Below are 24,454 nucleotides of genomic sequence, written 5' to 3'. Positions count from 1 at the left end.
CGGCCCGCCCGGAGGTCGGGACGGCGGGTCGGTGGTCTGCGAGCCCGGCCGAACGGCGTGGCCCGTCGCGGACGGGTCGGCGCGTCAGTCGGGCTGTTCGGCGTTGCGGGCGCAGCGGAAGCCGGCGTGGCCGCTGGAGCTGTCGGGGGTGTTGGAGCTGCGGGCGGCGACGCGGTAGCGGTTGCAGTAGGACTTGTGGCACAGGTGGGAGCCGCCGCGGATGACCTTGGCGGTTCCGGTGGCGGGGCCGGTGGGGTTGGCCGGGGTGGGGGATGCGGGGTGGTCGGTGGTCCACCAGTCGGCGCACCACTCCCACACGTTGCCGGACATGTTGTACAGGCCGAAGCCGTTCGGTGCGAAGGAGCCGGCGGGGGCGGTGGCGCGGTGGCCGTCCGCGGCCGTGTTCTTCGCCGGGAAGGTGCCGCGCCAGATGTTGCAGCGGTGGGTGCCGTCGGGATCGAGTTCGTCGCCCCACGGGTACCGGGCCTGTTCGAGTCCGCCGCGGGCCGCGTACTCCCACTCCGCTTCGGTGGGCAGGCGTTTGCCGGCCCAGGAGGCGTAGGCGTCCGCGTCGTTCCAGGAGACGTGGACGACGGGGTGGTCGCCGCGGTCGGCGACCGTGCTGCCCGCGCCCTCGGGACGGTCCCAGGCGGCTCCGGTGACCGCGCACCACCAGGGGGTTCGCTCCACCCGCACGGCGGTGCGCCGCACGGCGGCCGGGAGGAAGCCGGCGAAGACGTAGGACCAGCCCAGGCGCTCGGCGTCGGTGCGGTAGCCGGTGTCGGCGGCGAACGCGGTGAACTGCTCGTTGGTGACCGCGCGGGCGTCGATGAGGAACGGGTCCAGCCGGACCTGCCGCACGGGGCCTTCGCCGTCGTCGGGGAAGCCTTCGGAGTCGTCGGTCCCCATCAGGAACCCGCCGCCGGGCAGGAGGACCATGCCGTCCGTCGGGCCGGCGGGACGCGGGGCCGCGAGGTGGAGCGGGCGGAGCGTGCCGGGGCCTCGCGAGGGCGTGCAGCAGGGCGCCGAGGGCAGGTTCACGGGTTCCTCCGGGAGTGGGTTCAGCCGGCCGTGTGAGGCCGGCCGTGCAAGGCGGGCCGGGTCAGGCGGGCCGGGTCAGGCGGGCCGGGTCAGGCCAGGGCTGCCCGGCGCCTGAGGTCGAGCTCCCGCTGCACCCGCTGAACGTCCTTCGCGTAGGGCAGGTGGAGCAGCGTCAGGAAAGCGCCGTTGACGAGCATGAGTACCACCAGGACCGCCAGGAACACCGGGCGGAGTCCGACCGCCTGGCCGAGGAAGCCGGCGCCCAGGCCGAAGGCGGCCCACGCGAGGGCTTCGAAGACCGAGACGTAGATCGTGAAGGCGGTGGCCCGCAGCTCGGGCGGGGTGACCGCCATGACCATCGGGCGGTTGAGGCTGGGATTGACGCCCTGGGCGACACCCATCAGGCAGAAGAGCAGGGCGTAGGCGCCGATGCCGCGGTAGTGGACCTGGGTGCCCAGGAAGGCGAGGACGGCGAAGGCGACCTGGGCGCCCTGGAGCGCGCCGGGAAGCCCGTGGCGGGGGCTGCGGCGGGTGGCCCAGTCGGCGAGGAAGCCTCCCAGCAGGGTGCCCAGCAGGTATCCGATGCCCAGCGGCATCAGGACGACGGCGGCTCGCTGGGTGGTGAAGCCGAACACGTCCACCAGGTAGACGACGGCGAACGAGGAGAGCAGCAGGTGTCCCGAGAGCAGCCGCGACACCAGGAGGATCGCGAAGCTGGGGATCTTGAACAGCGAGACGACGGTGGCCAGGCCGACCTTCGTCCGGGGCTCGCGGGCGGCCCGGTCGAGGTCCGCGAGTTGCCGCTCGGCCGCGCCGCGGCCGGGGTCGCGGAAGCAGAGCAGCAGCACCCCGCCGAAGAGGATGTTCAGGACGCCGACGCCCCACAGTCCCCAGCGCCAGCCGTCGTGGACTCCCGCCAGTTGCCCGATGAGCGGGCCGAGCACCGAGCCGACCAGCGACAGCGCACCGTAGAGGGCACCGACGGCGCGGCCTCGCGACGCCGGGTCGAACAGGTCGCCGATGATCTCGGAAACCAGCGGCTGGGCGGCCGCGTAGCCGGCCGCGAGGACCGTGACGAAGACCAGCAGTTCGGTGAAGTCCCTGGAGAAGCCGGCGGCCACGCCCCACACCCCCCACAGGCCGGTGGACAGGACCAGGACGCTCTTGCGCGACCAGCGGCGTGCCGCCCACACCCACAGGGGGGCCGCGAGCACGCCGATCAGCTTGCCGGCGGCGGTCAGGACGCCGAGCGAGCCGAGGGTCAGGCCGAGGGCGTTCCTGATGACCGGGAACAGGCCGGTGACCAGGCCGGCCTCGGTACCGTCGACCAGCATGGCGCCGCCGAGGACCGAGAGCTGGGCCCATCGGCCTTTGACCGGGGGCGGGCCGGTCCTCGTGGCGGGCCCGGAGGTGCCCTCGATAAGGTCGGACATGCGCGACTCCACTTCTTCGCATCGTTCGTCACAGGGGCAGTGCGGGGGAAAGGCGGCGTGCTCGCCGGTGACGGGGCTGCAACCCCGTCACCGGTACGTCGTGCGCCGGCTGGTCAGAGAGCGGCGAGTTCCTCGGCCACCCGGCGCAGGGCCGACACGTCGGTGAGGCCGCCGGCCAGGGCGGCGACGTCGATCAGCGGCGTCGGGCCGAGGAACTGCAGGAATTCGGAGTCGACGATGCCGGGCAGGTGCCTGCGCATCACCTCCACGGCGACCGGGTCGGAGATCAGGGCGAACACGGGGGTCCGCAGCGAGAAGCGTCCTGGGGGGTAGTCCTCCGGGTGGGGCAGCGGCTCGGCGGCCCGGTCGGCCTGCTCGCGCTGGGCCCGGACCAGCAGGTGCTCCGCGCCGACCGGGCCCTCGGCCGGCAGGCCGAGGCGCTCGTACTGGCTCGGCGGTGCGTCGCCCGCGCGCATCAGCTCCACCAGCAGGGTCGCCATCCGCAGCTCGGCCGCGTCGTCGACGAGGGGGGTGCGCTGGTCGGGGTCGCCCTCCAGGTCGAACAGCAGGGTGCCGTGCTGGTAGGGGTTGATGAAGGTGCGGCCGGGGACGCGCAGGGTGCGAACGCCCTTGGTGAAGGTGAACGGCTCCGCCAGTTGGAGGTTCGCCAGCTCGGCCGGGGAGAACCGCCCGCGCATGTGGGTGGGCATCAGCGTGTGTTCCAGCAGCGGCGCGTTCTGCGCCGTGGCGGGGGCGCGCATGTAGACGTACCGGCCGTCGGTGACGTTGACGTGGCCGCCGTGGATTCCGAACAGGGCCGCCTCCCGCACCGGGGTGTCCTCGGCCACCGGCAGCGGGCGGCCTTGCACGTCCGCGGGGCGCTCGATGCCGAAGTACTCCAGCAGCGTCGGTGCGAGGTCGATCGTCTGCACCAGGGCTCGGCGCCGTTCCCCGGCCTTGCCGGCCCGCGGGTCCCACACGAACAGCGGCAGGTGGACCAGTTCGTTGTACCAGGGCTGGACGGTCTTGCCCCACCAGCCCTTCTCTCCCAGCAGCAGGCCGTGGTCGGTGTTGACGATCAGCAGGGTGTCGTCCCAGAGGTTCTGCTCGTCCATCAGGTCCAGCACCCGCCCGAGGGAGTGGTCGCACATCGACAGCAGCGCCGCGTACTCCAGGCGGGCGTGCTCGACCTGGCCGGGGGTCTCCACCACGCGCTTGTAGTCGGGCCAGTCGAAGTGCGGGCCTTCGTAGTCGTGCGGGTATAGGTCCTTGAACCGCTGGTGGCTGAAGAACGGCTCGTGCGGGTCGAAGGTCTCGATCTGCACGAACCACCTGTCCGCCTCCCGGTTGGTGCGGACGAACTCCAGGCCCGCGTCGAAGGTCAGCGTCTGCGGGTGGCGGTCCTCGGTCGCCAGGTGCGGGCGGTTCACCCAGTCCTGCCGGTAGGACTCGAACCGGAGCTTCTTCAGGTCCTCGGGGATCTCCGGGTCGGCCACCTGGCCCTTCCACGGGTCGCCCTCCTGGCCGCGGAAGAACTCCCAGGTGTTGTACCGGCCGTGGTAGGTGGCGCCGCCGTCCTCCCAGTAGTGCGGGTGGTCGCTGACCAGGTGGGTGTACACCCCGTTCTGCTTGAGGAGCTCGGGCATGGAATCGTCGAACGGCTCCAGCGGGCCCCAGCTGCGGTGCAGGAAGTTGTACCGGCCGGTGTGGATCTCGCGGCGGGCCGGCATGCACGGCATCGACCCCGCGTAGGCGCTGTCGAAGGTGACCGACCGCTCGGCCAGCCGCGCGAAGTTCGGCGCGTGAGTCCAGTCCCCGCCGTAGGGCGGCAGCATGTGCCGGTTGAGGCTGTCGAACATCACCATGATCGCCTTCATGCGGCGCTCCCTTCTCCGGCCGGTGGCGTCTTCCGCCCCGGCTGCCACTGTTCGAGACGCCGGAGCATGCGCTCCAGCCAGGCCACCCACGCGTCCATCGCGCCGGCGCCGTACTGGTGCAGTTCCTCGTAGACCTCGCGTGCCAGTTCCTGGTCCAGCTCGGGCAGCGGGTCCTCGAAGCGGACCGTGCGGTCGCGGGGCCGGTTGCGGGCGATCTGCTCGCGCCGGTGGTCCAGTTCGGTGCGGATCAGCAGGATCGCCGCCTCGCGGTCCAGGACCGCGGCGAAGGCGAAGCGGGAGAGGAAGTCCGCGTCCTGGAACCGGCTGGGCGGCTCGTACGGGGAGCGCACCCACTCCATCAGCGCTTCCCGCCCCACCGGCGTGAGCCGGTACACCTTCGCGTCGGGACGCCCCTCGCGCGGGTCGACCTCGAACGCCACCCAGCCGTCCGCCACCATCCGCCCCAACAGGCGGTAGATCTGGCTGTGGTGGGCCCGCGAACGGAGGAACTGGCCCTCCGTCTCGACCCACTTGCGCAGGTCGTACCCACTGAACGGCCGGCCGGCCAGCAGGGCGAGCAGGACGTACTCGAACTGCATCGAGCCCCCTATGTGCGGAATCACTTATGTGCTCAGTGTTCTATCCGCGACACGGGGGTCGTCAACGCGGCGGGCGGTGAATTATCCGACCGTTCATATGAGTTCACGGTGATTCACAGTGCACAGCGCACAGTGCACAGCCCCTGCGCTACCGGCGGGGACGTCGAAACCCGGCGCGGCTGCGACGGAACAGGCCCCTCCCGGGAAAACGGGCGCCCCGTGGCGGTCCGGGCGAACCCGGAACCGCCACGGGGCGGGCCGTGCCTGTCGTCACCGGAGCGGCACGGTCCCCGGCCTGCGCGTCCGAGGCGACCCGGGCGGCCGAAGAGGTGTGCTCAGGAGAGGCGTGCTCAGTTGAAGACCAGGACGTCGGTGCGCATCGGCAGCGCGCTGCCCCAGCCGATATTGATCTTGAACGTCACCAGCCCGTTGCCGGGGGCGATGCTCGACACCTGGAAGGGCGCCGCGCCGACGAACCGGTTCCCGTTGCCGTCGATCTCGGAGGCCGTGATGACGACCGTCGAGTCGATCCCGATGACGTTCCAGGCGATCTGGAGGTTGAACGTCCCGTTCCCCGGGGTCCACGTCCACCACCCCCGCCACACGGCGCCGACGTTGCCGCCGATCGCCGCGAGGCCCTGGTCCCGGTCTGCGGGCTGCGAACTGCTCGCGATCCGCGGCACCTCGATGGAGGAAGATTCGGCTGCGGCCATGACGGCTCCCCTCGCGCCGGGAGAGCTCCCATGAGCTCCCCGATACTTAGAGTGTCCAGTAATGTGCACAGCGTAACAATCACTCGTGCGAGTGAACCTCCGGCGCGCCTCCCCCGGTACTTTCGTTACGGCCTCTGGTCGGGCGGTTCGATGGCGAGGGCGTGCCGGAAGATGTTGCACGGGTCCCAGCGGGCCTTGATCTGTTGCAGGCGGGGGTAGTTGTCCTTGTAGTACAGGGCGTGCCACGGGGTGCCGGAGGTGTTCCACGCCGGGTCGGCGAGGTCGGTGTCCGCGTAGTTGATGTAGGAGCCGTCACTGACCTCGCCGGGGACGGGGACGCCTCCGGTGTCGCGGTACACATCGCGGTAGAAGCCGCGGACCCAGGCCAGGTGGGCCGCGTCGTCCGACTCGTCGGCCCAGACGGTGTAGTAGACGGCCTTCATGACCGAGTCGCGCTGGGCGACGGCGGTGGCGTACGGGGGCACCGCGTTGACCTGGCCGCCGTAGCCGACGAGGAGCAGGCCGCACTCCGCACCGCCCGTGCCGTCCGTCAGGTACCGGTAGGCGGTCGCGAGTTGGGGGTCGGTGAGGGAGCGGCGCAGGTAGCCGGCCTTGTCCTTGTAGCGCCGGGTGATCGAGTTGCCGGCCTCGCCGGTCCCCGGCCAGGTGCTGGTGGGCAGCCAGGGCATGGTGCCCCGGAGGGTGGCGGGGTCGGTGGCACCCACGTCGGCGGTCACCGCGCGCACGAAGTCGGTGAGCACCGCGTCGGAACCCGGAACACCCGCGTCGATCTGCACGACCAGCTCAAGGGTGCCGGACTTGCGGTGTCCGGCGATGAGGACGGCATACAGGTTCGCCGCGGGGGTGCCCGGTTCGCTGTTGCGCTCGTGCCAGGCGCCGTAGTTGCGCAACAGGGTGGTGAACGCCCGTTCCGTCATCTTCTCGTCCCAGGTCCAGGCGACCAGGCACCTCCGCAGCTCGCCCGGGGCGCGCGGCAGGAGTGCCGCGGGGTCGCCGTGGGAGCGGGTGCCGGGGCCGGGGCCGGGGCCGGGGGCGTCGGGGCCGGGGGCGTCGGGGCCGGGGGCGTCGGGGCCGGGGGCGTCGGGGCCGGGGGCGTCGGGGCCGGGGGTGTCGGGGCCGGGGGCGTCGGGGCCGGGGGCGTCGGGGGTGTCGTGGGAGCGGAGCCAGTAGCGGGTCACGACGCCGAAGTTGCCACCACCGCCACCGGTGTGGGCCCACCACAGGTCGTGGTTCGGATCGTCCGGGTCCCGGGTGGCGACCACCGCCCGGACGGTCCCGTCCCGGTCGGCCACCACCACCTCCACGGCGTGCAGGTAGTCCACGACCGAGCCGTAGGCGCGGGACAGCGGACCGTACCCGCCGCCGGCCAGATGCCCGCCCACGCCCACCTCGGGGCAGCCGCCGGCCGGGATCGTCACACCCCAGCCCTTGAACAAGGCCCGGTACACGCGCCCGAGGGTCGCTCCCGGCTGCACCGCGAAGGCGCCCATCGCGGGGTCAAAGCCGACGGCGTCCATGGGAGAGAGGTCCAGCAGGAGCTGCACCGCCGGGTCGCCGGTGAAGTTCTCGAAACAGTGGCCGCCGCTGCGCACGGCGATCCGGCGCCCGGAGCGGACGGCGTCGGCGACGGCCCGCACCACCTGCTCGGTGGAGCCGGCCAGGCGGATCTCCTCCGGCCGGCCGACGAAACGGTAGTTGTCGCCCCGCAGCAGGCTGTCGTAGCGGGAGTCATCGGGGCGGACCGTGACCGGCCCGAACGGCCGGCCCTCCGGCCCGCCCCCACCTCCCGCCGGACCACCTCCCGCTCCCGCCGGCCCCGGGCCTTGGCGGCCCGCCGCCTCGGCGGGCCCGACGGCCAGGCCGGCGACCGCACCGCCGACCGCCACCGCACCGGCCCGAGCGAGCAGGTGGCGACGCCCCAGCCGTTCGTCCGCCGACCAGTCCATCTCTTCCTCCGTTCACCACGACCATCCGTCAGCGCATGCTACCGGCGCTCACGGCATCCAAATATGCTTACCGTAACGACAATTGACGTAGAATCAGCAACGCTGATCGCCGACACGCCCAGCCCGCCCCCGGCGGACGTTCAGCCGGCGCCGCAGAAGACGGCGTCGAGGAACTTGATGCCCGCCTGGTTCTGCGCCGTCTGCTCGGCGTCATCGCCCCGCGGGGTGTAGGAGACGGCGACCTGGCGGTCGGCGGTGCCCCACAGCTGGGTGCTGAAGCCGAAGGTGCCGCCGTTGTGGCCCAGCACGGTGGTGCAGGAGAGCTGCGCCCGCGCCAGCCCCATCCCGTAGTCGATCTCGTGCGAGCCCGGCACGGTCTCGAGCATCGTGGTCATCTCGCGCTGCTCCGCCGGACGCAGCAACTTCCCCTTCAACAGGGCCTGCTGGAACCGGATCAGGTCGTCGGTGGTGGAGATGATCTCTCCGGCGGCGCCCGCCCAGGAGGGGTTCTGGTCGGTGACGTCGATGTCGGTCTTCTTGACGTTTCCGGTGCCGGCGCCGTCCACGGTGGTCCAGTAACTGTGGGCGTGCGGGCCGGGGATCGTGGTGGAGCGGCCGGGGACCGTGGTCTTCGTCATCCCGAGCGGGCGCAGGATGCGCTGACCGACCTCCTGTCCGTAGGGGTGCCCGGTGACCTGCTCGATGATCAGGCCGAGGACGTCGAAGTTGGTGTTGGAGTAACCCCATTGGGTGCCGGGCGCGAAGTACGGGGCGTGGGAGACGGAGGCGGTCACCAGCTGGCGCGCGGTGAACGTACGGTTCAACCCGCCCTGGGCCAGCCACGTCCGGAAGACGGCCGGGTCGTTGAGGTTGGGAAAGACGTCGGTGCCCTCGTTGGTGACGTCGAACAGGCCCGTGCGCTGGTTGAGCAGCTGGCGGACGGTGATGTTCTGCCCGTTGGGGACCAGCCCCGGCAGGTGGCTCGACACCGAGTCCTCCAGGCCGAGCCGGTGCTCGCCGACCAGTTGCAGCACCGTGGTGGCGACGAACGTCTTGGTGACGCTGCCGATCCGGAACCGGCCGTCACCACGGACGGGTGCCTGACCGACCAGGTCGGTCACCCCCGTGGTGCCGCGCCACCGCTGGTCACCGTCACGCACCTCGGCGATCGCGGACACCGCCTTGGCGTCGGTCAGCCCGTTGAGGGCGAGTTGCAGCGGACCGCCACGCGGGCGGACCGACGAAGCTGCGGAGTCCTCGGCTCCCGCCACAGCGGCGGAGGCGGGTGACGCGGACACCGCCAGACAGAAGGCTGCGATCAGGGCACTGGTCAGACGACGAGACATGGGGCTTCCCTTCACTCGGGCGAACAGGAGTTCGCCACGAGTCAGCCTGTCAGCGCCGCCACCGAGGGAGCATCACTCCGGATGAGGACCCGTCCATCCTTCAACAGGCTTACGAAATCGACACCTTAGGACACCAAAGAGGTACGTGAGGGGTCGTCCGGCGGTCGCATCCGGGGATGCGCCCGCACGCCCGGCGAGTTGTGGCCGGGGGGAGCCTCTGGTCTGGTGGCTCCCGCCGGCGTCGGCACAAGGTCCCGCGCTTCGGCCGGTCAGCCGGTCAGCCGGCGCTGACGACCTGGCCGCAGACGATCGTTCCGTTGAGCGTGACCGTTTGACCGAGGTCGTAGGTGGCGGCCACCTCCGTGTTCGTCAGCGTGACCGTCCAGCTGTCGCCGGTCTTCGTCGCCTTGACGCCGGTCGCGTTGTTCTTCACGTAGCCGCCGACGTGGGCGGCGGTGCTGACCGGCATCATCCAGCCGGTGCCCGACTGGACGCCGGCGACGCTCGGGCCGCCGGCGTTCTGGTCCGACGGCGCCTGGAAGGACTCCAACTCGCCCTTGATGACGGTGCAGGTGCTGTCGGCGGCCTTGATGGAGCCCGACTCCACGCCGCTGAAGGTCACGTCGGCGCTGCCCTTGCCGGCCTTCCCCGGCGCGCCGGTGGGGGCGCCCGCCGCCGGGGGCGCTGCCGCGTCAGCCGTCGCCGCACCTGCGGACGTCGAGACCGCGGCCCCAGGTGCGGTGGCGCTCTTCGCCGAGCTCGACGATCCGCATCCGGCGAGGGATATCAGCGTCGCACCGGTTATGAGCCCGATGACGACACGTCGTCGGTGGAGTTCGGTCCGTGACATGTTCTCGCCCCTAGATCTCGCGTGTGAGTACTTGTCGATCACTGCGCAGAGTACGGCAGGCGGATGTCGGTCGCGGGATGCCGGCCGGATGCCGGGCCGGTGTTCTGCGCTGTGATCGCCATGCCCGGCACCATAGCCTGACGGTCTGACAAAAAGTGTTCGTGCTCGACTTGGTGGACACCGGTCCACCTGGCGGCAGAACGGCCGCCCCTGACCCGCCACGCGGAAAGCCGGATGCCTCCCCGGGCTGAAGGCCGGGACATCCCCCGACACCCGGGTGAAGCACCGCACGAGCGGTTCTTCACCCCGGAGGGCCAGGCGGAGCGGATCCTCGGCGACTGAGCGCATGTCCCCTCCAGCAACGGCCGCCGGGCCGTGCACGGGTCTGTGGAGACCGTGCGATGGCCTGATCCGGCGGTTCCGTGTCCTGAGCCGGCGTGCTACCCGGTCAGCGCCGCGTGCAGGGGGGCCAGCAGGGAGAGGTCGTCGGTGGTGACGGTGAGGTGGGTGGCGCCGGCGGACCGCCAGGCGTCGGCGAGGGAGCGCCAGGTGTCCGGCCGGCCGGGGGCGGGGCGCAGGCGGGCCTCGACGCCGAAGGCGCTCCAGTCACGGCCAGCTTCGGTCACCGCCGTCCGCAGTTCGGCGATGAGTGCGGCACCGCGGTCGACCCGGTTGGCGAGCAGGCCGGACATGGTGAAGCCGTCGGCGAGGGTGGCGATCCGGCGCAGTGAGCCCGGTCTTCCTCCGGTGCGCAGGGTGCCGCCGCCCATCCAGAGGGGTACGGGACGCGGCCGGGGGGTGAGGGTGACGCCGGAGAACGCGACGTGCTCGCCGGCGAAGTCCGCGTCCGGCCGCGTCCACAGCAGGCGCAGCGCCTGGACCTGTTCCTCGAACAGTGCCGCACGGGTGCCCGGGGCGACGCCGAGGGCGGCGGACTCGGCGGGGTCGGATCCGATGGCGACGCCCAGCCGCAGCCGGTCGCCGCTGAGGTGGGCCAGTTGCGCGGCCTGCTTGGCGGCGAGCACCACCGGGCGGTGCGGCAGGATCGTCATCGCGGTGGCCAGCTCGATCCGGGTGGTGACGGCTGCCAGGAACGCCACCAGCGTCAGGCTCTCGTACGCGGGAACGTCGGACACCAGGTGTTCGGGGACGGACAGGTGGTCGTACCCGAGGCTCTCCGCGGTCACCGCGAACGCGCGGAGTCCGGCGGGTGAGAGGGTCGTCGGGACGGTCCAGCCGAGGCGGAGGGTCATTTGCGGAAGGCCTCCGGGTCGGCGGTGGAGACGAACACCGCGCGCGGGCGTTCGGCGGGCAGCAGCTGGGAGTTGAGGAGGTGGCGTAGCGCTTTCTCGCCGCCGGGGAGGGTGCCGGTGACCGACAGGTGGACGTGGAGGACTTGCGTGCCGTCCTCGTTCACCACCTCGGGCACGCAGTGCACGACCCCCGGGATGGCGTGCGCGGCCTGCCGGACGGTGTTCAGTGAGACCTTCTCCCCGCGCAGCACCACGAAGTCCGACAGGCGTCCGTGGAAGGTCAGATAGCCGTCGTCGATCGAGAAGGCGTCCCCGGTGGCGATGGTCCGCGGCCCCAGCAGGACTCTGCCGCTGTGCTGCCCGACCCGTCGCAGCAGGACGGTGCCGGATTCGACCAGCAGTTCTCCCACGTCGTCCTGCACCCCGCGCAGTGACGCGCGCACTCCCGGCAGCGGGCGGCCGACCGAGCCGTACCGGTGCGCGGGCTCGGCGTGCGCGGCCAGGGTCGACACGCGTGGTCCGGCCTCGGTGAGCCCGTAGGTCAGGTACAGCTCCGCGGAGGGCCGCGCGGCCAGCAGGTCGGCCACCTCCGCGGGTGTGAGCCGGTCCCCGCCGACCGCCAGTGCCCGCAGGCCCCGTGGCACGAGCCCGGGGTCGGCCAGCAGTTGGCGGGCGATCGTCGGGGTCACCGCCGAGTGGGTGACCCCGCGCGCGGTGACCGCGTCGCGGTACGCGGCCGGCGAGAACGGCGGCCCGTCGAGCACCAGCCGCGCCTTGGTCACGTACGCGGCGAACGCCTGCGCCACGAGGGCGTAGGAGTAGTACAGCGGCAGGTTCACCAGCAGGGTGTCGGCCGGGGTGATGCCCGTGGCCCCGGCGTGCAGGCGGGCGTTGTGCAGGAGCGAGGCCACCCGGTGCACGCACGCGCTGAACATCCCGGAGGTGCCGGAGGTGGACAGCAGGATCTCGCCCGGCCGGTACGGGGTGGTGGGGTGCCCGGTCGGCACGGCCAACGCGCCGCCCACCGGCAGCTGCGGCCCCGCGCCGGCCAGCCGGGTGGTCACCACGACGCCGGCCCCGACATGCCCGGCCAGCGCGCGCACCCGCTGCCACGGCGTGCTCGGCGGCACGGCCAGCGGCACCAGGCCCAGCAGCAGCGACGAGAGCAGCACGCGCAGCAGTTCGACTCCGTTGGTGAGGCAGAGCACGACCGCGTCGCCCGGTGCCAGGCCCAGCCCGGCCAGGTCCGCCAGCACGTCGTCCACCCCGGCCGGGGCGCCGCCGCCCGTACTGGCCGGGGTTGCCTCGACCCGGGTCAGGAAGTCGGCCACCTCGGACCGGGTGAGGCTGTTCACCGGTCGTCCCGGGCGCTGGTCAGGACCAGGCAGCGACACAACTTCCCCTCTCCCGCGGCGGGTTGCAGGCCGACCAGGAGCACGTGCCGGGCGTGGCCGTCCGCGAGCCAGCCGCCGAGCACCGTGAACGCGACGGGGGTGGCCCGGTCGGGGTGCGCCGCCAGCAGCAGGGACGGCCCGCGCAACCCGTGGCGCAGGGCGGGCAGCCCGGCCAGCACGCCCGGGTTCGCTCCGGCGAAGCGCAGTGGCGACACCCGGGACCTCGGCACCGAGTCGGCGATGCGGCGCATCGTCCGCTCGCTCCCGGTCGCGCTCATGACCAGGATCCCGGTGTCGGCGGCGGCGTCGAGCACGGGTTCGGCGCAGTCCGCCAGTGCCCGGTCCACGGTCTCGGCGACCAGCCAGGCCGCCGGGTCGGCGTAGAAGGACGGTTTGTTCACCGCGTACTCGTCCGGGTCGTCGGCGACGACCGTCGCCGAACCCAGCATCCGGGTGCCCGTCGGCACGTGTGTCACGCCCTCACCCCTTCGAACAGCAGGCACGTGTTGAACCCGCCGAACCCCAGCGTCAGGCTCAGTCCGGCGCCGGGGCCGACGGGTTGCGCCGATTCCGTGGCCAGCCGCAGCGGGGCCACCGGATCGCGCAGCCCGAGGACCGGTGGGACCTGTCGATGGCGCAGTGCCAGGACCGTCGCCACGGCCTCGATGGCCCCGGTCGCGCCCAGGCTGTGCCCGAACGCCCCCTTGGTGGCGAACACCAACGGGCCGTCGGCTCCGAACAGTTCCAGCAGGCTGCGCGCCTCGACCTCGTCGTTGAGCGGTGTGCCGGTGCCGTGGGCGTTGACCACCGCGATGTCCGCGGGTGCCAGGCCCGCGGAGGCCAGGCAGCGTTCGACGGCGCGCAGCACGGCGCGTCCGGACGGGTCCGGTGCGGTGAGCCCGGCGGCGTCGTTGGCCGCGCCGGCCCCGCGCAGCCGGGCGTGCACCCGGGCGCCGCGTTCCCGGGCGGAGTCGGGGTGTTCGACCACCACGAAGGCCGCGCCCTCGCCGAGCAGCATCCCGTCGCGCGCCCGGTCGAAGGCCCGCAGGCCGGTGGGGCTCATCGTGCCCAGCGCGGAGTGCCCGAGCCGCTTGGCCTCGGTGACCACGTCCACCCCGCCCGCCACGCAGACCCGCCGCTCGCCCGAGCGCACCAGGGCGCGCGCGACGGCGATCGCGTCCGACCCCGCGGAACAGGCGGTCATGACGCAGACCGGCGTGCCCGGGTGCCCGATGCCCGCCGCCGCGTCGTCGGCCCAGGCGTGCAGCGTCGGCTCCGCCTCGTCCAGGCAGGCGCCGAAGCTGGTGCCCAGGACGAGGCCGACCTCGGGGTCGGTGGTGGACAGGCCGGCATCCGCGAACGCGGCGGACAGCGTCCGCCCGGCGAGCGCGCGCTGGCGCTCGCCCGCCCTGGTCCCGTACGGCACCGACGCGATGACGGCGGCGGCGGTGTTGCGCAAGGAGTGCGGCGAGTGGACGGGCGCCAGCGCCGAATCGCCCGCGCACAGCCGTTCCCACACCGCCTCCTGGTCCCGGCCCAGCGGAGTGTCCCAGGCCAGTCCGGTGATCACCGGGGTCACCACGGCCGGGCCGCCGCGGGATCGACCTTCGTCCGGCTCATCGCGCCGCGGAACCCGGCGACCGACCGGCCCTCCACGGTCACCACGGCGGAGAAGGCGAAGGTGGGGCCGGACAGCCGGTCCGCGCGGACGTCGAGCACGACCTGGTCGCCGGGCACGACCGGGGCGAGGAATCGGGACTTGACCGTGCCGACCAGGGTGACCTCGTCGTCGGCGAGCGGATCGCTGCTCAACTGGTAGAGCAGGACGCCGGACTGGGCGAAGGCCTGCATGGTGTGGCTGCCGGGCAGGATCAGCCCCGGGGTCAGGCCGCGCTCGGGCAGGTGCCCGGACAGCGCGCCCATCTCCGCCGAGACGGCGAACATGCTGCGCAGGAACACGCCGGGTTCATGGTCCAGAACCCGGTCGATGAACAGGCGGGGGTGGCGTCCGCGCACCAGGGCCGCGATGGCCGAGGTGCCCAGCGGACGCGCCTCGCGGACCGTGACGGGAGGGGGTGCCGATTCGTTCGGGTGTCGCATCCGGGACGATTCCTCTCAGGGCCTGTCGCAGCGGTGCCGGCAGGGGCACCGCGCGCCGGGTGTCGGGGGCGACCGCGGCGAAGACGAGGTCGCCGGTCACCAACGGGGTGCGGGTGCCGTCTTCCTCCTCCCGCAGCAGACGTACCGCGAGGGCGAACCAGGCCGCGCCGACGTGGTCGACCCGGGTGTCCCCGATGATCACGTCGCGGTACACGGCGCTGTTGAGGTAGGCCACCCGCAGGTCGGCGACCACCAGGTCGACGTTCGCCGCACTGAAGGCGGTCAGACCCGCGTCGTGCGCTTCGAGGTGTTCGGTGCCAGCGGTCTCCATCAACGAGGTGTAGCGGGAGAAGTGCACGATCCCGGTCGCGTCGGTGTCGACGTGCTCGACCCGGGTGCGGAACCCCGCGCTCACCACAGGGCCCGGGCGCCCGCCGCCACCCGGTCCACGATCTCGTCGGCCTGCGTCCCGGTGGTGATCAGCGGCAGCACGATCCGCAGGGTGGGGTGGACGTAGCGCCGGCCGCCGGAGCGTTTGCCCGCGCCCGCCATGAACTCCGCGTACACGCCCGCTTCGATCAACTCCCGGCGCAGCGCGCCGATCCGGTCCGCCGCCGCGGCGGTCAGTTCCACGCCGAACATGACCCCGCTCCCGCGGACCTCGGTGAACACGTCCGGGTGGCGGCCCACCAGGGCGTCGTCGAGATGCTTGGCCAGGTTCACGCCGACGTCGGCCGAGCCTCTCAGCAGCCCTTCGGTCTCGATGTGCTCGATGCCGTCGCGGATCACCGCACAGTTCGGTGGTCGCAGGTCGGAGGTGGTCACGGCGCCGGAGGAGCGGACGGCGAGCTCCTCGCGGGCGATCACCATCGAGGTGGACACCGTGCCCATGCCCAGGAACTTGCCGATGACGGTGATGTCGGTGGGCACCGGTCCGTCCGCGTCGCGCATGGCGAACCAACTGCCGGTCTTGGCGAACGTCAGCACCTCGTCGGCCACCAGCAGCACGTCGTCGGCCGCGCACCGCCGCGCGAGTTCGCGCAGGTATCCGGGCGGAGGCGGGAGGATGCCCGCGTCGCCCTGGATCGGTTCGACCACGACGGCCAGCAGCCGGTCGGCGGACTCGGCGAAGTACTCCGTCAGGGCGTCGAGGTCGCCGAACGGGATGTGGTGGACCCGGACTCCGTACGGGCCGGCGGTGTCCGTGCCGGGCAGCCCGGCCCGGTAGTACCTGCGGTTGAGCAGTTGCACCAGCCCGCCGGTCCAGCCGTGCCAGGCGCCGTGGAAGGCGAGGATGGTGTCGCGCCGTTCCTTGCCCGGGCGGTGGCACAGCCGCCGGCCGTCGAAGCGGGATTCCAGTACGAGCCGCAGCGCCAACTCGTTGCCCTCCGAGCCGGAGTTGCGTCCGCTGACGTGGTACCGCCCCGCGGGGAAGTGGTCGGTCCACAACCCGCCGGGGCCGAAGAGCCGGTCGAGGAGCTCCGCCCGTTCCAGCGAGCCCAGTTCGTCGGTGACGTTGCCGACTCCGGTGCCGCGCGCCAGCGCCGCTCGTACGACGGGGTGGTCGCCGCCCAGGGTGGCGCTGGCGTAGCCGCCGCTGGCATCCAGCAACCGCAGCCGCCTGCCCCGGCGTTCCGGGCTCAGATCGACCACGTCGAGGTGCAGACCGCTGCCGCCCACGCAGGCGAACGGGAGCCGGGCCGCCCCGTAGTGGTTGAGGTGCAGGTCCGTGCCGCGCGACAGCACACCGGTCCGGTCCCCGGCGTGGTCGTCGGCGCCGACCGGGGCCGTGCTCACGCGGTGGCCGAGGGGCGGTCGGCCCCCGACAGCCGCTCGACCAGCGTCAGCACATCACCGAGGGTGGACAACTCCCCCGCCGCGATGGCCTCGTCGGGGATGCTGATGTCGAACGCCTCTTCACACTGCACGCGCAGTTCCACGAAACCGAGCGAGTCCATGCCGTAATTCTCGCGCAGCCTGTCGTCGAGTCGCATCCGGTCGATCGGCACCTCCACCAAAACCTCGGAGTGCAGAATTCGCTTGATGGTCTGCAAAGGATTCACCAGAACTTCCCCTCTGGGTGGGTTCATTCGAACAGGCTGCGACCGGACGTCCGGCGCGCGGAAAGGCGAGCGAGATCGCGGAAACGGTCGGGCCGAAAGTGGGCCGACGCTGATCGAAATTAAGGCGGTGTCAGCCATTCGCGCTTTATCGAAGCTAGCCGAGGCTTTATCACCTGTCAATGGTCCCAGATTTACCCGCCATGCGGCTTCGAGCGCCGGAATCGACGATTCTTTTGCACGTTAGTTCGACGGCGATTCGGCCATTCACGAGCACACGGTCCCTTTACCTGCGAAAACCAGCCCGCAGCGCGTCCCGGGCGGGCCGGGATCGATGGCCAGGTGACAGTTATGCACCTTTTACACTATTTGAGACACATCTCCGCCTGGCGCATATGCTTCTTGTCCTGGTGAATCGTCCCGAACTAGCCTGAGGTCGTCCATTTGTCTGGATGGACGCACAGCGCGGGAACGGGTACGCCATCGGGCCCCCGGCGGCGTCAGGCCTCGCACCCGGCTCCCTCCCAGTTCACTGCAAGCGCACCATCTGATGACGCTGACTACTTCTGCTTCCTGCCGACCGAAGTCCACGCCCCTTGCACGGCCGTCGGCAGACTCCTTCGAAGGAGCTTCGAAAGTCATGAGTGTCACCCCGGACGCCCTGCGCGGCGTCACCGTGTTCGTTGGCGGCCCGATCCAGCACGCCTTGGTGCCCGGCGGGATGGCGGCGCCGATCCACGATTTCCTGAGACTGACCATCGACCAGTCGCAGCAGGCCGGCGCCACCGTGCTGTCCGCGCACGTGGCCGAACGATTCGGTGCCGACACCGCTTCGTTCACCCCCGAGGAGGTGTCCGTGCGCGACTACGCGTGGATGCGCGAATGCGATGTGTTCGTGCCGGTACTGCCGGTGCTCGACGGCACCTTGCTGCGCACGGACGGCACACACATCGAACTGGGGTGGGCCAGCGCGCTGGGCCGCCCCATCGTGGGCATCACCGACCAGCCCTTCGCCGAGTCGGCCAGCCACCTGCTCAAGGGGCTCGCCCAGGTCGCGTCCGCAACGTTCCTGTCCGCCAAGGAGATCGCCAAGGACCCGGCGCTGCTGGTCGACGGCGTGCTCGCGGCGCTGGGCCGGACCAGGGCGGCGGCCTGACATGGCGGCCCCGACCCACCTGCTGGGAATGCACCTGGCCAACCCTGTCGTGGTCGGCTCCGGCCTGCTCACCGACCAGGAACGCAACATCCGCAGGCTGCTGGACGCCGGCGCGGGCGCGGTGGTCACCAAGACCATCCACCCCAACCCGCCGATCGGCCTGGACGAGCGCCTCGTCAGACTGCCCACCGGAATGATCAACAGCACCACCTACTCCAAACGGTCCGTCGATCACTGGGTGCACATCCTGCGCGACCTGACCCGGGACGGGCTGCCGGTCATCGCGTCGCTGCACGCCGACAGCCCGGCGGAACTCGCCGAGTTGGCGGCCCGGGTGGAGGCGACGGGCTGCCCGGCGCTGGAACTGGGCATCTCCTGCCTCAACGAGGAGGACGGCCTCGACGACACTCCCGAGCGGGTGCACGCCTACACCGCGGCCACCCGCGCTGCGACACGGGTGCCGTTCTCGGTCAAGCTGGCCAGCGGGGAGGGCCTGCACGCCCGGGCGTTCGCCGCCGCCCGCGCCGGCGCCGACGCGGTGACCATCAGCGACACCCTGCCCGCCGCCGCCGTGCACCCGGAGACCGGCGACCTCCAACTCGGCGGCGTGTTCGGCTACTCCGGACCGGGCATCAAGCCGCTCGTGCTGGCCTCCCTGTGGAAGCTGCGCCGAGCCGGGTTCGCCCTTCCCGTGCTGGCCTCCGGCGGCGTGCAGTCGGGCCGGGACGTGCACGACTACCTGGCGGTCGGCGCGGTGGCGGCCCAGGTGTACACCGCGCTGCACACCGACATGTACCACACGCTCGCCCGGATCGTGACCGAGACCACCGGGACGGGGAACACCGAAACGGGGAACACCGGCCACGGCCTCGCACCCGTCACCGGAGCGGACCGATCCGAGCAGGTGCAACCGTGACCCCCCGCAGCTCCGGGCCGCAGCTGTGCGACCTGAGCAGCGCCGACGTCCTGGCGGCCACCGCCGGGCGGACCGTGGTGTGGCCGGTGGGGGCCACCGAACAGCACGGTCCGCACCTGCCGCTGTCCGTGGACACCGTGCTCGCCGACGCGTTCGCCCGGCAGATCGCCTACGAGCTGAACGCCCTGACCCTGCCGGCGCAGTCCATCGCGGCGCGGTCGCTGCCGCAGAGCGGCGGCGGCCTGGCCTTCCCCGGCACCGTCTACGTGCGCGGTCGGTCCCTGCTGGCCTTCCTGGAGGACGTGCTGGAGTCGTTGTGCGCCCTGCCCTGGCGCCGACTGCTGGTCGTCAACGGCCACTTCGAGAACGAGCCGTTCCTCTTCGAGGCCCTCGACGAGGTGGGCCGACGGCCGGCGGCCGCGGGCAAGGAGTTCATCGCGCTGAGCTGGTGGAGCCTGGTCGACCAGGACTGGCTGGCCGGGCGGGTGCCGCTCTTTCCGGGGTGGCACGCCGAGCACGCGGGGATCACCGAGACCAGCCTGATGCTCTACCTCCGCCCGGACCTGGTCTCGGCCGCCCGGCCCGACCACGCCGACCCACCCCGCCCGGGGATCTACCTGCACCCCGCCGACGTGAACCGCACGACCAACCAAGGCGTCCTGTCCAGCACTTCGGGCGCCACCGTCGCCCTGGGCAAGGAACTCTTCTGGCACGTGGTCGCGGCCGCGGTCGACCTGGTGTCCCGGGGCGACGGACTTCTGCACGATCTGCACGAGGAGAAGCCTTGACCGTACCCACCCTCTGCGTGAGCAACGCCGTCGACACCCTGCGCGACTTCGCCGTCCGCGCCGACGACGTCGACGAGCTGCTCTCGGAGTGCTACGCCCAGCAGGACCAGGCGCTGTTCTGGGGGCCGCTGGACAAGATGCTCATCACCTACGAGCCGATCGGAGACCTGGACTGGCAGCGGAAGTTCCTGGAGATCGACGGTGTGGTGAACCTCAGCCCGGCGGGCCGCACCGGCTCGCTGTTCGCCGACATGCTCGCCGATCCCGAGCTGATGGCCGCCGTGGCCGCCCACGCCGGACCGGGCCGCAGACTCCGGCTGATCCCGCACACCACCACCGCCGACCTGTGGCGGTTCACCGAGGCCCTGCGCACCCGGTACGACGTGGTGACCGAACTGCCGGAGAGCCCGCCGCAGCAGGCCCTGCGCGACCTGCTGGACACCAAGACCGGCCTGCGCGACCTGGCCGCCGACCTCGGCATGACCGACGGACCCTGCCGCATCCCGCCCGGTACGCACTGCGCCGGGAAACAGGACGTGCCGGCCGCGGTCCGGGACATGCTCGCGACCGGCACACCGTGCATCGTCAAGGCGGACCGCGGCGAGGCGAGCCTCGGCCTGCTGATCTTCCGGCCCGGCGACGACGACATCGCCGAACGCCTGGCCGGGAGCACCTTCTACGACGAGGACCCGGTGGTCGTCGAGGAGTTCCTCGACGGCGACATCACCTTCCCGTCCGTGGAGTACATGGTGCCCGCGGACGCCCCGCCCCACCTCTGCTACACGACCGACATGCTGTTCGAGGGCGCCACGCACCTGCGCGGCAACGTCACCGCGCGCGAGCTGCGCCGCGCATGGTGGTACCGCCCGCTGACCGAGGGCGGACTCCGGCTGGCCGAGGAGATGCAACGGCGCGGCTACCGCGGGCGCTTCGGCATCGACGCGATCGCCCGCGACGGCGTCGTCTACCTGCACGACCTCAACGCCCGCCGCACCGGGTCGAGCCACGTGCACGAATTCGGCGAGCACCTCATCGGCCCCGGCTACCTCGACACCCACGCGGTCGGCAACTACGACTTCTACGGCCTTCCGACCGGGCTGTACCTGCCGGAAGTGCTGCGCCTGCTCGGACCGCTCGTGGCCTCGCCCCGACACGCCGACCGGGGTGTGGTCCCGACCGAGCTGACGGACCTTCAAACTGGCAGACTGAGCTGCATGTTCTACGCCCCCAGCCTCGCCGAGCTGCACGACCTGATCGACAGAGCCAGGACGGCTCTGGACCTCGGCCGGTGAGCAGCCCGCTGCCCGTGGTCGGGACGGCCCGGCGCTGGCTGGTGCTGACCGTGGTGCTGCTGTGCTTCCTGCCCGCCGCCGTGGACGTCACCATCCTCACCATCACCGTCCCGACCCTCGCCCACGAACTGCGGGCGTCCCCGACCGAACTGCTGTGGGCGGTCGACGTGTACTCGCTCCTGATGGTCGGACTGGTGCTGGTCAGCGGGCCGTTGGGCGACCGGATCGGGCACAAGCGGCTGCTGCTGGCCGGACTGGCCGTCTTCAGCGCGGCCTCGGCACTGTGCGCGGCGGCACCGAACCCGCCGGCCCTGATCGGCGCCCGGGCACTGCTGGCGATCGGCGCGTCGATGATCATCCCGGCCACGCTGGCGCTGATCCGGCAGACCTTCGGCGACGGCCGCGACCACGCGGTGGCCATCGGGGCGTGGAGCGCGGTCGCCGCCGGCGCCTCGGCGCTGGGACCGGTGGCCGGCGGCTTCCTGCTCCAGCACTTCTGGTGGGGCTCGATCTTCCTGGTCAACCTGCCGATCGTGGCACTGGCCGTACCCGCCGTGGCACTGCTGCTGCGCAACGAGGTCGAGTCCGAGCGGCAACCGTGGGAGGCCACCTCGCCCCTGCTCTCGATGGTGGGGTTCCTGGGCTGCGCCTACGCCATCATCGCCTTCACCCACGACGGCGTCGGCATCCCGGAGGTGGTGCTGCCGGCGGCGGCGGGCCTGACCGCGCTGGTGCTGTTCGTGCGACGGCAGCAGCGGATGCCGCACCCGATGCTGGACCTGTCCCTGTTCCGGCTGCCCGGGCTGCGCGCCGGAGTGGTGGCCTCGGTACTGCCGGTGCTGGTGATGGTCGGCTTCGAACTCCAACTGGTGCAGTACCTGCAGATCGCCAAGGGACTGTCGGCGGAGGCCGCCGCGCTGTACCTGATCCCGATGCCGTTGGCCGCGACGGTCGCGGGGCCGGTGGGCGGACTGCTCCTCTCCCGCCTGGGACAACCGCGCGCGGGCGTGCCCGCCGGCCTGCTGCTCGCGGCGACCGGATACGTCCTGGTCGCCTCCGGCACGGTGGCCCCGCTCGGGCTGGCCCTGATCGGGTTCGGCCACGGCCTGGTCCAGATGGTCGCCTCGAACCTGATCATGACCACCGCGCCGTCCTCCCTGGCAGGCGCGGCGGCGGGCATCGAGTCCGTCGCCTACGAGGCCGGCGCCGGCCTGGGGATCGCCGTCTTCGGCACGGTCACCACGGTGGCCTACCGACTGCTCCTCCCCCCGGGCACGTCATCGTCCCCGCTGGACGCGGGCGCCTCCCCGGAAACCGCCCGGGCCTTCACCGAGGCCTTCCACTCCACCACCTGGCTGGCTGCCGCCCTCACCCTGGCCACGATCCTCCCGGCCACCGCGAGGAGGGCGTCGGCGCGGTCCGGAACACCCGGCGCAGCCACGAACGCCTCGACTTCCCCGATCCCGTCGAGTCCGGGGACGAGCAGCACTTCGGGGACGAGCAGCACGCCGAGCAGGAAACAGCCGAACGAACGGACCTGAAAGCCCGTCAAGCAGACCCCGACGGCGCCCTCACTACTGCTGCCCGGATGCCGGTAGCGTTGAGGCCGTCCGCGATCCCGAGCACGTCACCCAGGACCCGCCCTACGTCGTGGTCGGTGTGGACGGCAGCCCTCGCGGCGCCCGAGCCATGGCTCTTCGTGTCCGTCATGTCGACCGCGCTTGAATACGCGGCACCTCGACCTGCGGGCCTACCAGTCCCGGGGCCGGAGCCTTCACTGCGTGATGAGGACGGCGGCTCCGGTGATCCGGTCCGCCGCGAGGTCGGCCAGCGCGGCGTCGGCACGGTTCATGGGGTAGCGCTGCACGTGCACCGCCGGGTGGTGCCGGGCGACTTCCGCGAGGTAGGCGAGACCGTCCTCACGGGTGTTGGCGGTGACGCTGCGCAGACTGCGCTCCTGGAAGAGGTGCCGCTGGTAGTCGAGGGCGGGAACGTCGGTGAGGTGGATCCCGGCCACCGCCAGCGTGCCGCCGCGGTCCAGCGCGGCGAGCGCGACCGGCACCAGGTCGCCGACCGGGGCGAACAGGATCGCCGAGTCGAGGGGTTCGGGCGGTGTGCCGTAGGCGTCGCCGACGGAGGACGCGCCCAGCTCCAGGGCCAGGCGCCGGGCGCTCGCGGCCCGGGTGAGGACGTGCACGGTGGCGCCCCGGGCGAGCGCGAGCTGCGCGGTGAGGTGCCCGGAGGCGCCGAGGCCGTAGATGCCCAGCCGTCCGCCGGGCGGCAGCTGCGCGCGTTCCAGGGCGCGGTAGCCGATGATGCCGGCGCACAGCAGCGGGGCGAGGTCCTCGTCGGGCGGCCCCTCGGGGAGCGGGTAGGCGTACCCGGCGTCCACGAGGGTGTGTCCGGCGTAGCCGCCCTGGACGTCCCAACCGGTGTACCGGGAGTTCGGGCAGAGGTTCTCGCGGCCGGCCCGGCAGTACCGGCAGTCGCCGCAGGTGCTCGCGAGCCAGGCCGCGCCGACCCGGTCGCCGGGAGAGAAGTCCCGCACCTCCCGGCCCGTGCTCAGCACCCGGCCGACGATCTCGTGCCCCGGTGTGCAGGCGGGCCGGTGCGGCGGAAGGTCGCCCTCGGCCAGGTGCAGGTCGGTGCGGCACACTCCACAGGCCCCGACCTCGATCAACAACTCCTGGGGTCCGGGCGGTTCCAGCATCCGCTCCACCCGGCGCAGCGGGGACGAGCACATCGGGCCGGGGCGCTCCACCACCCAGGCCGTGGTGCGCTGCCCTGCACTTTCGGCTGCTGTCATGGCCGTTCCTCCGACAGGGGTCTTCCGCGGTCGGCGCCGCCTGCTCACACCCTCGGTCGAGGCCTACCGCGTTGAGTGCGGTGCGAACGCGTGCCGCCCCGAGCGGTCCGGAGCGGGAGCCGATCGCGGGACGTCACAGGAGGGGTCGGCCGGTCGGGAGCGGAGCGCCGTCCGCCACTGACCGTGGTCACCCGCCTGTCCGTGCGCCTTCCGTCGGGGCGCCCGCGGCGGCCAGGAGCTCGGTGGCGGTGCGGGTGTTGGCCGGTTCGCATGCCGCCGTCATCAGCCACTCGGCGGTCGGGGCCTCGGTCTCGGGGGGAATCACCAGGAGGTCCAGTCGCCGGGGCACGAAGGAGCACACCACCACCTCCTCCGCGTCCTGTTCCTGTTCGAACCAGCCGACGTGGATGACATGGCCGGTGACCGGGACGCGCCGGGGGATGACCGGCCAGTGCGCCGGGTTCACGGTGACGCGGAGGATCTCTCCCCACGACGGGGCCAGCGTCGCCGCCAGCGGGGGGAGTTCACGAAGGAGGTCGTGGGAACGGGGCCACCAGGCCCCGCCCAGCCGCCCCGGGGCGACGCCCTCGGGGACCAGCGAGAGCCGCGCGGGCGGCTCCGGGTGGGACGCCCGGGCGCCGCCGGGCTCGGAGGTTGCGGTCATGTCGGAACACCTGCCCTTGGCTCGCCTGGCTCGGCCTGACGCTGTCGCCGGGGCACCACGGACCGAACCCGCGGGCCGCGGACAGTGGCTCTTCCACCGTACTCCGGACGCCGGCGGCGCCCCGGGGGAAGAGGAGCGGCGGGCGGATGGGCCGACCGGGCGCGGGGAGGCACCCCGCCCGATCAGGTGCGCTCGGTTT

23 protein-coding genes are annotated in these 24,454 nt (G+C 72.2%); 5 read left to right on the top strand and 18 right to left on the bottom strand.

What is annotated here, in order from left to right; translation table 11 throughout:
- Positions 1 to 84: 84 nt before the first annotated feature.
- From AB0O82_RS07855 to AB0O82_RS07780, 16 genes are all read right to left on the bottom strand, one after another.
- A complete protein-coding gene (locus tag AB0O82_RS07855) occupies positions 85 to 939 on the bottom strand; it encodes a formylglycine-generating enzyme family protein (protein WP_363581310.1) in 855 nt (284 codons plus the stop codon).
- Between the two features lie 191 nt (positions 940 to 1,130).
- Positions 1,131 to 2,474, bottom strand: coding sequence for an MFS transporter (locus tag AB0O82_RS07850; protein WP_363581273.1), 1,344 nt, complete (start codon positions 2,472 to 2,474; stop codon positions 1,131 to 1,133).
- Positions 2,475 to 2,587: 113 nt separating this feature from the next.
- Positions 2,588 to 4,351, bottom strand: a complete 1,764-nt coding sequence (locus AB0O82_RS07845) for a sulfatase (protein WP_363581271.1) — start codon at positions 4,349 to 4,351, stop codon at positions 2,588 to 2,590.
- Positions 4,348 to 4,950 carry a PadR family transcriptional regulator gene (locus tag AB0O82_RS07840; RefSeq protein ID WP_363581269.1) on the bottom strand — a complete coding sequence of 201 codons (603 nt, stop codon included), beginning with the start codon at positions 4,948 to 4,950 and terminating at the stop codon, positions 4,348 to 4,350. Before AB0O82_RS07840 ends, AB0O82_RS07845 begins: the two co-directional genes overlap by 4 nt.
- Positions 4,951 to 5,300: 350 nt before the next feature.
- Positions 5,301 to 5,663 carry a hypothetical protein gene (locus tag AB0O82_RS07835; protein WP_363581267.1) on the bottom strand — a complete coding sequence of 121 codons (363 nt, stop codon included), beginning with the start codon at positions 5,661 to 5,663 and terminating at the stop codon, positions 5,301 to 5,303.
- Between the two features lie 125 nt (positions 5,664 to 5,788).
- Entirely contained in the window at positions 5,789 to 7,630 is a 1,842-nt protein-coding gene (locus tag AB0O82_RS07830) for an FAD-dependent oxidoreductase (RefSeq protein WP_363581265.1), read from the bottom strand.
- A gap of 140 nt (positions 7,631 to 7,770) precedes the next feature.
- Positions 7,771 to 8,976, bottom strand: coding sequence for a serine hydrolase domain-containing protein (locus AB0O82_RS07825; protein WP_363581263.1), 1,206 nt, complete (start codon positions 8,974 to 8,976; stop codon positions 7,771 to 7,773).
- A gap of 277 nt (positions 8,977 to 9,253) precedes the next feature.
- Complete coding sequence (locus tag AB0O82_RS07820) at positions 9,254 to 9,868, bottom strand: hypothetical protein (RefSeq protein ID WP_363581261.1); 615 nt, start codon at positions 9,866 to 9,868, stop codon at positions 9,254 to 9,256.
- A gap of 398 nt (positions 9,869 to 10,266) precedes the next feature.
- Positions 10,267 to 11,079, bottom strand: coding sequence for a TIGR03619 family F420-dependent LLM class oxidoreductase (locus AB0O82_RS07815; RefSeq protein ID WP_363581259.1), 813 nt, complete (start codon positions 11,077 to 11,079; stop codon positions 10,267 to 10,269).
- Positions 11,076 to 12,434, bottom strand: coding sequence for a class I adenylate-forming enzyme family protein (locus tag AB0O82_RS07810; protein ID WP_363581258.1), 1,359 nt, complete (start codon positions 12,432 to 12,434; stop codon positions 11,076 to 11,078). The genes AB0O82_RS07815 and AB0O82_RS07810 overlap by 4 nt, the downstream gene beginning before the upstream one ends.
- Positions 12,431 to 12,949, bottom strand: a complete 519-nt coding sequence (locus AB0O82_RS07805; protein WP_363581256.1) for a polyketide synthase — start codon at positions 12,947 to 12,949, stop codon at positions 12,431 to 12,433. The genes AB0O82_RS07810 and AB0O82_RS07805 overlap by 4 nt, the downstream gene beginning before the upstream one ends.
- Positions 12,946 to 14,043: a beta-ketoacyl synthase N-terminal-like domain-containing protein gene (locus AB0O82_RS07800; protein WP_363581254.1), complete on the bottom strand. Its 1,098-nt coding sequence runs from the start codon at positions 14,041 to 14,043 to the stop codon at positions 12,946 to 12,948. Before AB0O82_RS07800 ends, AB0O82_RS07805 begins: the two co-directional genes overlap by 4 nt.
- A gap of 5 nt (positions 14,044 to 14,048) precedes the next feature.
- Positions 14,049 to 14,432, bottom strand: a complete 384-nt coding sequence (locus AB0O82_RS07795; RefSeq protein ID WP_350876226.1) for a polyketide dehydratase — start codon at positions 14,430 to 14,432, stop codon at positions 14,049 to 14,051.
- A gap of 7 nt (positions 14,433 to 14,439) precedes the next feature.
- On the bottom strand, positions 14,440 to 14,988 hold the full coding sequence (locus AB0O82_RS07790; RefSeq protein ID WP_363581252.1) for a thioesterase family protein: 549 nt from the start codon (positions 14,986 to 14,988) through the stop codon (positions 14,440 to 14,442).
- Positions 14,985 to 16,370, bottom strand: coding sequence for an aminotransferase class III-fold pyridoxal phosphate-dependent enzyme (locus AB0O82_RS07785; RefSeq protein ID WP_363581250.1), 1,386 nt, complete (start codon positions 16,368 to 16,370; stop codon positions 14,985 to 14,987). The genes AB0O82_RS07790 and AB0O82_RS07785 overlap by 4 nt, the downstream gene beginning before the upstream one ends.
- Positions 16,367 to 16,774 carry an acyl carrier protein gene (locus AB0O82_RS07780; RefSeq protein ID WP_363581248.1) on the bottom strand — a complete coding sequence of 136 codons (408 nt, stop codon included), beginning with the start codon at positions 16,772 to 16,774 and terminating at the stop codon, positions 16,367 to 16,369. Before AB0O82_RS07780 ends, AB0O82_RS07785 begins: the two co-directional genes overlap by 4 nt.
- A gap of 499 nt (positions 16,775 to 17,273) precedes the next feature.
- Here AB0O82_RS07780 and AB0O82_RS07775 point away from each other — a divergent pair, with 499 nt between their 5' ends.
- From AB0O82_RS07775 to AB0O82_RS07755, 5 genes are read left to right on the top strand one after another with little or no spacing between them, the layout of a single operon-like run.
- Positions 17,274 to 17,789, top strand: coding sequence for a hypothetical protein (locus tag AB0O82_RS07775; protein ID WP_363581246.1), 516 nt, complete (start codon positions 17,274 to 17,276; stop codon positions 17,787 to 17,789).
- A 1-nt stretch (position 17,790) separates the two neighbouring features.
- Positions 17,791 to 18,705, top strand: a complete 915-nt coding sequence (locus AB0O82_RS07770; RefSeq protein WP_363581245.1) for a dihydroorotate dehydrogenase — start codon at positions 17,791 to 17,793, stop codon at positions 18,703 to 18,705.
- Positions 18,702 to 19,493 carry a creatininase family protein gene (locus tag AB0O82_RS07765; protein WP_363581243.1) on the top strand — a complete coding sequence of 264 codons (792 nt, stop codon included), beginning with the start codon at positions 18,702 to 18,704 and terminating at the stop codon, positions 19,491 to 19,493. The genes AB0O82_RS07770 and AB0O82_RS07765 overlap by 4 nt, the downstream gene beginning before the upstream one ends.
- Positions 19,490 to 20,785: a hypothetical protein gene (locus AB0O82_RS07760; protein ID WP_363581241.1), complete on the top strand. Its 1,296-nt coding sequence runs from the start codon at positions 19,490 to 19,492 to the stop codon at positions 20,783 to 20,785. The genes AB0O82_RS07765 and AB0O82_RS07760 overlap by 4 nt, the downstream gene beginning before the upstream one ends.
- Positions 20,782 to 22,326 carry an MFS transporter gene (locus tag AB0O82_RS07755; RefSeq protein ID WP_363581239.1) on the top strand — a complete coding sequence of 515 codons (1,545 nt, stop codon included), beginning with the start codon at positions 20,782 to 20,784 and terminating at the stop codon, positions 22,324 to 22,326. Before AB0O82_RS07760 ends, AB0O82_RS07755 begins: the two co-directional genes overlap by 4 nt.
- A 233-nt stretch (positions 22,327 to 22,559) precedes the next feature.
- Here AB0O82_RS07755 and AB0O82_RS07750 read toward each other — a convergent pair whose 3' ends face one another.
- Together AB0O82_RS07750 and AB0O82_RS07745 are read right to left on the bottom strand one after the other, a co-directional pair.
- Positions 22,560 to 23,591, bottom strand: coding sequence for a zinc-dependent alcohol dehydrogenase family protein (locus AB0O82_RS07750; protein WP_363581237.1), 1,032 nt, complete (start codon positions 23,589 to 23,591; stop codon positions 22,560 to 22,562).
- A gap of 187 nt (positions 23,592 to 23,778) precedes the next feature.
- Complete coding sequence (locus tag AB0O82_RS07745) at positions 23,779 to 24,255, bottom strand: DUF5994 family protein (RefSeq protein ID WP_363581235.1); 477 nt, start codon at positions 24,253 to 24,255, stop codon at positions 23,779 to 23,781.
- Positions 24,256 to 24,454 lie beyond the last annotated feature (199 nt).

Origin of the sequence: Kitasatospora sp. NPDC088264, assembly GCF_040685715.1 — a bacterium.
GTDB lineage: Bacteria > Actinomycetota > Actinomycetes > Streptomycetales > Streptomycetaceae > Kitasatospora.
Note: the sequence above shows the minus strand (reverse complement) of the source record. Positions and strands in the feature narration are given on the sequence as shown.

Excerpts from the sequence above, each read along its gene's own strand:
- AB0O82_RS07855 (WP_363581310.1), bottom strand. The coding sequence starts at position 939 with ATGGTCCTCCTGCCCGGCGGCGGGTTCCTGATGGGGACCGACGACTCC.
- AB0O82_RS07850 (WP_363581273.1), bottom strand. The coding sequence starts at position 2,474 with ATGTCCGACCTTATCGAGGGCACCTCCGGGCCCGCCACGAGGACCGGC.
- AB0O82_RS07845 (WP_363581271.1), bottom strand. The coding sequence starts at position 4,351 with ATGAAGGCGATCATGGTGATGTTCGACAGCCTCAACCGGCACATGCTG.
- AB0O82_RS07840 (WP_363581269.1), bottom strand. The coding sequence starts at position 4,950 with ATGCAGTTCGAGTACGTCCTGCTCGCCCTGCTGGCCGGCCGGCCGTTC.
- AB0O82_RS07835 (WP_363581267.1), bottom strand. The coding sequence starts at position 5,663 with ATGGCCGCAGCCGAATCTTCCTCCATCGAGGTGCCGCGGATCGCGAGC.
- AB0O82_RS07830 (WP_363581265.1), bottom strand. The coding sequence starts at position 7,630 with ATGGACTGGTCGGCGGACGAACGGCTGGGGCGTCGCCACCTGCTCGCT.
- AB0O82_RS07825 (WP_363581263.1), bottom strand. The coding sequence starts at position 8,976 with ATGTCTCGTCGTCTGACCAGTGCCCTGATCGCAGCCTTCTGTCTGGCG.
- AB0O82_RS07815 (WP_363581259.1), bottom strand. The coding sequence starts at position 11,079 with ATGACCCTCCGCCTCGGCTGGACCGTCCCGACGACCCTCTCACCCGCC.
- AB0O82_RS07780 (WP_363581248.1), bottom strand. The coding sequence starts at position 16,774 with ATGGCTGACACCGCCTTAATTTCGATCAGCGTCGGCCCACTTTCGGCC.
- AB0O82_RS07775 (WP_363581246.1), top strand. The coding sequence starts at position 17,274 with ATGAGTGTCACCCCGGACGCCCTGCGCGGCGTCACCGTGTTCGTTGGC.
- AB0O82_RS07770 (WP_363581245.1), top strand. The coding sequence starts at position 17,791 with ATGGCGGCCCCGACCCACCTGCTGGGAATGCACCTGGCCAACCCTGTC.
- AB0O82_RS07750 (WP_363581237.1), bottom strand. The coding sequence starts at position 23,591 with ATGACAGCAGCCGAAAGTGCAGGGCAGCGCACCACGGCCTGGGTGGTG.
- AB0O82_RS07745 (WP_363581235.1), bottom strand. The coding sequence starts at position 24,255 with ATGACCGCAACCTCCGAGCCCGGCGGCGCCCGGGCGTCCCACCCGGAG.